5 protein-coding genes and 1 pseudogene are annotated in these 4,691 nt (G+C 66.7%); 3 read left to right on the top strand and 3 right to left on the bottom strand.

Annotated features, from left to right (window positions below):
* A pseudogene (locus CH291_RS10925) lies at positions 1 to 224 on the bottom strand (hypothetical protein); the annotation flags it as partial.
* Between the two features lie 86 nt (positions 225 to 310).
* Between CH291_RS10925 and CH291_RS10930 the strand changes: the two are divergent.
* Positions 311 to 1,051 (top strand): lysophospholipid acyltransferase family protein, encoded by a 741-nt coding sequence (locus CH291_RS10930; RefSeq protein ID WP_094671304.1) that lies wholly within the window; start codon positions 311 to 313, stop codon positions 1,049 to 1,051.
* A gap of 9 nt (positions 1,052 to 1,060) precedes the next feature.
* Positions 1,061 to 1,546 (top strand): GNAT family N-acetyltransferase, encoded by a 486-nt coding sequence (locus CH291_RS10935; RefSeq protein ID WP_094687474.1) that lies wholly within the window; start codon positions 1,061 to 1,063, stop codon positions 1,544 to 1,546.
* On the opposite strand, the gene CH291_RS10940 is transcribed toward CH291_RS10935, so the two are convergent.
* On the bottom strand, positions 1,547 to 2,962 hold the full coding sequence (locus CH291_RS10940; RefSeq protein ID WP_256980808.1) for a sensor histidine kinase: 1,416 nt from the start codon (positions 2,960 to 2,962) through the stop codon (positions 1,547 to 1,549). It abuts the gene before it with no gap.
* Between the two features lie 32 nt (positions 2,963 to 2,994).
* The gene (locus CH291_RS10945; RefSeq protein ID WP_179276512.1) at positions 2,995 to 3,678 is read right to left on the bottom strand and encodes a response regulator transcription factor; all 684 of its coding nucleotides are present in this window, start codon (positions 3,676 to 3,678) and stop codon (positions 2,995 to 2,997) included.
* 127 nt (positions 3,679 to 3,805) lie between these two features.
* Here CH291_RS10945 and CH291_RS26540 point away from each other — a divergent pair, with 127 nt between their 5' ends.
* On the top strand, positions 3,806 to 4,462 hold the full coding sequence (locus CH291_RS26540; RefSeq protein ID WP_143545917.1) for a hypothetical protein: 657 nt from the start codon (positions 3,806 to 3,808) through the stop codon (positions 4,460 to 4,462).
* Positions 4,463 to 4,691: the final 229 nt, after the last annotated feature.

Here is a 4,691-nt window from a genome sequence, read left to right on the forward strand (position 1 = left end):
GGCGGGATCGGTGGGGGCGTGGTGGTGGTCGGGGCTGCCGTGGTCGGAGTTGCCGCCTGTGAGTCGTCGCTCGGTGCCTCGGTGGTGGTGCTCGTCGCTCTGGACTGCTCGGATGGCAGTCCGACTGCGGAATCGCAGGCTCCGACCAGAGCGAGCGTTGCGATCAGCGGCAGCGCGGTTCGGACAACCCTGGTCCGCCGCGGTGATGCCGCACTGTTCTTCACGTCGTTTCTCCCCCGTTGCTTTCGAGCGGACCTGACATCTCCCGGACCTTTTCCCCGGCATCGTCCACCGACTACGCTAACGGACTGTGGAACCCGTCTACCGATCAGTCATCGGCATCGCTCGTGCAGTGTTCGCGTTCGAGGGCCTGAAATTCGATGTCGAGGGCGAGGAACACATCCCTGCCACCGGCGGAGCCGTCATCGCCGTCAACCACACCGGATACATGGACTTCACCTACGCCGGGCTGCCGCCGCGACGGGTGAAGCGCTACATCCGGTTCATGGCGAAGAAGGAAGTCTTCGACAACAAGATCTCCGGCCCGATCATGCGCTCGCTACGGCACATCCCTGTCGACCGTGGAGCCGGTGCCGAGTCCTACAAGGCGGCCGTGGAGAGCCTGCGCAACGGCGAGCTCGTGGGCGTGTATCCCGAGGCGACCATCAGCCGCAGCTTCGAGATCAAGGAATTCAAGTCCGGCGCAGCACGCATGGCCATCGAGGCAGGCGTGCCGATCATCCCGACGGTGATCTGGGGCGCGCAGCGTGTGTGGACCAAGGGATACCCGAAGCGGTTGGGCCGCACCAATACTCCTATCTCGATCGCTGTCGGTGAGCCGCTGCCTCCGGTCGGTCCGCCGAACGAGCTGACCGAGAAACTGCGTACGGTGATGCAGAAGATGCTGCTGGAACTGCAGGAGAACTACCACCACGAGCCGGGCGCGTACTGGGTTCCGGCACGATTGGGCGGCAGCGCACCGACTCTCGAAGAAGCGGACAAGCTCGACGCCCAAGACCTCGCTGCCCGTGCCGCGAAGCGGGCCGAGTAGAACTGTGCGATGAACCTCCGCGGTGAACGGGTCGTGTTGCGGCCCGTCACCACCGAGGACGTGCCGGAGCTCCGCCGAATACTGCACACCCCCGAGGTGTACGCGCGGTGGGGCGACGAGGACGCCGACGAGAACTGGCCGTTCGACAACCCCGACGAGAAGCGTCTGGTCATCGAATTGGACCGCACGACAGTGGGATTGATCCAGTACGGCGAAGAGGCCGATCCGATGTACCGGCATGCGTCGATCGACATCTTCCTCGACCCGGCAGTGCACGGCCGCGGCGTCGGCAAGGACGCCGTGGGCACGCTGGTGCGATACCTGACCATCGACCTGGGGCACCACCGGTTGGTGATCGACCCCGCTGCTGACAACGCGGTGGCGATAGCCTGTTACAGCGCAGTCGGTTTCGAGCCGGTAGGAATCATGCGCAAATACGAGAAGGGCCCGAGCGGCTGGCACGACAGCCTGCTGATGGATCTGATCGTCGAATAGCTATCGGTGGTTCGCCGGAGTGGAGCCCGCGGAACGACCCGTAAGGCTCGGCAGTGTCAGTCGGAACCGTGCGCCTGTAGGCCCTGCGGCACAGACGAGTTCGCCGCCGTGAGCGCGCGCCAGTGTGCGTGCGATCGACAACCCGAGCCCGACGCCGCCGGAAGAACGATCACGCGCAGAGTTCAGTCGAACGAGCCGCTCGAAGATGCGCTCACGGTCCGCCTCGTCGACCCCGGGTCCGTCGTCGTCGACGATGACGAACGCCTGTGAATCGGAGCCTGTCGTCACTCGGACGCTACCGCCGTCCGGCGTGAAGCGAGCGGCGTTGTCGAGGACGTTCGAGAGAATCTGCTCGACGCGGCCCACGTCCACCCTGACCGGCACCGGTTGCGATCCGTCCACCTCGAACCGGACCTGCGGGGACAGCAGAGCCGCGCGCTCGACGGTGCGTCGAACCACGTCGGTGAGGTCCACGTCGGTCAGCTCCAACTCCGAAGTGTTCTCTGCGCGAACGGAATCGAGCATATCTCCCACCAGGCGCGACGCCCGCGCGGATTCGCCGACCAACAGCTCGCTCCACCTACCGACCCGATCGGGGCGGTGCTCGGCGTCGCGCTGCAACGACTGAGCCAGCGCCGAGATCCCGGCTACCGGCGTACGCAATTCGTGTGCCGCGTCGGCCAGGAATCGGCGCATGTCTTCCTCTGCTCGACGCGCCGCCTGCGCCGCGGCAGCCTCCTTGCGCTCGGCGTCCTCGAGGGCGTCGAGCATCTCGTCGACGGCCGATGCTGTGCGCCCCAGATCGGTGTTCGGCTTCGATGGAAGCAGGCGACGTCCCCTGTCGCCGTTGGTGATTCGGCGTGCGACCGACGTCATCGAGTCCAGCGGTGACAACGCGCGCCTCACCGCGTAGATCAGCGCGGCGGCGGCCAGCAGCAGAGTGACGGCACCGGCACCCACCATCAGAATGCGCAATTGTTGGCGGACATCGGCGATCGCGGTGGTGTCGCCGAGGAGTGACAGTGTCGATCCGTCGGGTAGGGGCTTCGTGATCTCCAGCGAATCGGAACGTGGGGCAGGCGGATTGGGCGGTCCCGGGGGAGTGGGCGCATTCGACGGGCCGGACGGAGGGTTGGGTGCCGCGGGCCGATCGCCCTGCGCGGGAGGCTCGCCACCGGGCACACCGTAGACCGTTCCGTCGGCGGTGGTGATCCGAACTCGGATAGCGTCACCCTGCAGGGCTTGCACCAAGTCCTGCGCGCTGACCCCGCTGTCGACCAGTTCGACCGCTCGGTCGGCCCGATCGCTCAAGCGAGCATCGAGATCGCGTCGAAGCTGCTGGCCCAGAACCACATCCACCGATGCGCCGACCACAAGTAGCAGCACCGCGAACAGGACGACAACGGTGGCGACCACTCGCGTACGCAACGAGGGCGTGGGTGTGCGGTTCACTGCGGTGCCCGCAGGGCGTATCCGAGGCCACGGACAGTGTGGATCAACCGCGGACCGTGCGCTTCCATCTTGCGACGCAAGGCACTGATGTGCACTTCCACCAGATTGCCGTCGTACGCGCCGTAACCCCAGACCGACTCGAGGATGGACGTTTTCGAGACAGTGCGACCGCGCTGCGCGACGAGGAAGGTTGCCAATCGGAGTTCGGTCGCCGTCAGGTCGAGGACGTGGCCGGCGCGGGTGACCACCCCCGCGGATTCGTCCACGAGTAGATCGCCCACTTGGATTGCGTCCGACGACCTGCCGCGTCTACGCAGCACCGATCTGGCTCGCGCGACCACCTCGTCGAGCTGAAACGGCTTGACCACGTAGTCGTCTGCACCGTCGCTCAGACCACGCAGGCGGTCTTCCAACCGGTCCTTCGCGGTGACCATGATGATTCCCGCATCGCTGCTCTGGCGGACGATGTCGATCAACGCGAACCCGTCCCGAGCACCCGGCAGCATGACGTCGAGAATCAGGACATCGGGGCGAAAGCCGGCCATCGTGGTCTCGAAGTCGTCGCCGTCGGGCAAGGACGCGGCGGTGAATCCCGCGTCCTCGAACGCGGCCACCAGCGCTTCTCGGATGGGCAGCGAGTCCTCCACCACCATCACCCGGGGAGCGGAACTGTATGTCATTCCTCGATTGTCACTCACCAGCTGAAGTGATCCTGAAGATGCGCCCAGCTTCAGGGTGACTTCAGCTAGCGGCGGCAGGGTCGGTGACAGACCGAAACGAACGAGACAGTCCGAACAAGGAGTGAACGTGAACGATCAGACCCAGCCGATCCCCGCCGCCTCGAACCCCGGCCCCGCCGCGACTGCCGAAACCGATGCAGCTCGGGAGAACAAGCCTAAGCGCTGGAAGGGACGGGTGCCGATGGTGGCGACGGCGGCAGCGGGACTCGCAGTCGGTGCGCTGGTCGCGTCGGCAGTCTTCGCTGCCACCGGGCCCGATGCGTCGCCCGGAGTGTCCACGGTGGCGTCGTCGTCCGCGCTGGGTCAGCGGACCGACGGTGGTGGGGGTTCGGATGTCCCTGCGGTGCCGGCAGCCCCGGATTCCGGTGACGGATCGACAGCTCCCACCCCGGCCGACGGTGCGACCCCGCCTGCACCGGGTGATGGCAGAACTCCGCCAGCTCCGCCCGCGGGTGGTCCGGGCAAGGGTGGACCGGGAGAGGGTGGCCCAGGTCCGAGTGGGCCGGGTAAGGGTGGACCGGGTGCCCTGTGCGCACCGGAAGACGGTGCGACGCCGCCCGCTCCGGCTGACGGTGCGACGCCGCCTGCTCCGGCTGATGGTGCGACGCCGCCTGCGCCGCCGACTCCGGGTGCTGAGGGAGACGGCGCGACTGCGCCTGCACCCCCGGCTCCGGCAGATGGCGCTACTCCTCCCGCACCACCTGTCGCTCCTTCTGGTTCCTGATCCAACCTTCTCCAGCCCCGCACCGGTGTTTCGGTGCGGGGCTGGAGTGGTCTTTGGGCGGGTTCAGGCGATGTGGGGGCCGGCTCGGGCGTGGGATGGTCGGGGTTGTCGGTAGGGGTCGACGGTTGCGGGCGGTACGAACCACGGGTGGTTGTCGGTGCCGATGAACACTTCCCAATCGGAGTGGTGCATGAGGCGGTGGTGGAACCCGCACAACAGAACCAGATTG

It is taken from the genome of Rhodococcus sp. 14-1411-2a, from assembly GCF_002259485.1.
In the GTDB taxonomy this organism is placed as follows: domain Bacteria; phylum Actinomycetota; class Actinomycetes; order Mycobacteriales; family Mycobacteriaceae; genus Rhodococcoides.

Bases quoted from the DNA above. Each gene is read 5' to 3' on its own strand.
- CH291_RS10935 (WP_094687474.1), top strand. From the start codon at position 1,061: ATGAACCTCCGCGGTGAACGGGTCGTGTTGCGGCCCGTCACCACCGAG.
- CH291_RS10945 (WP_179276512.1), bottom strand. From the start codon at position 3,678: ATGACATACAGTTCCGCTCCCCGGGTGATGGTGGTGGAGGACTCGCTG.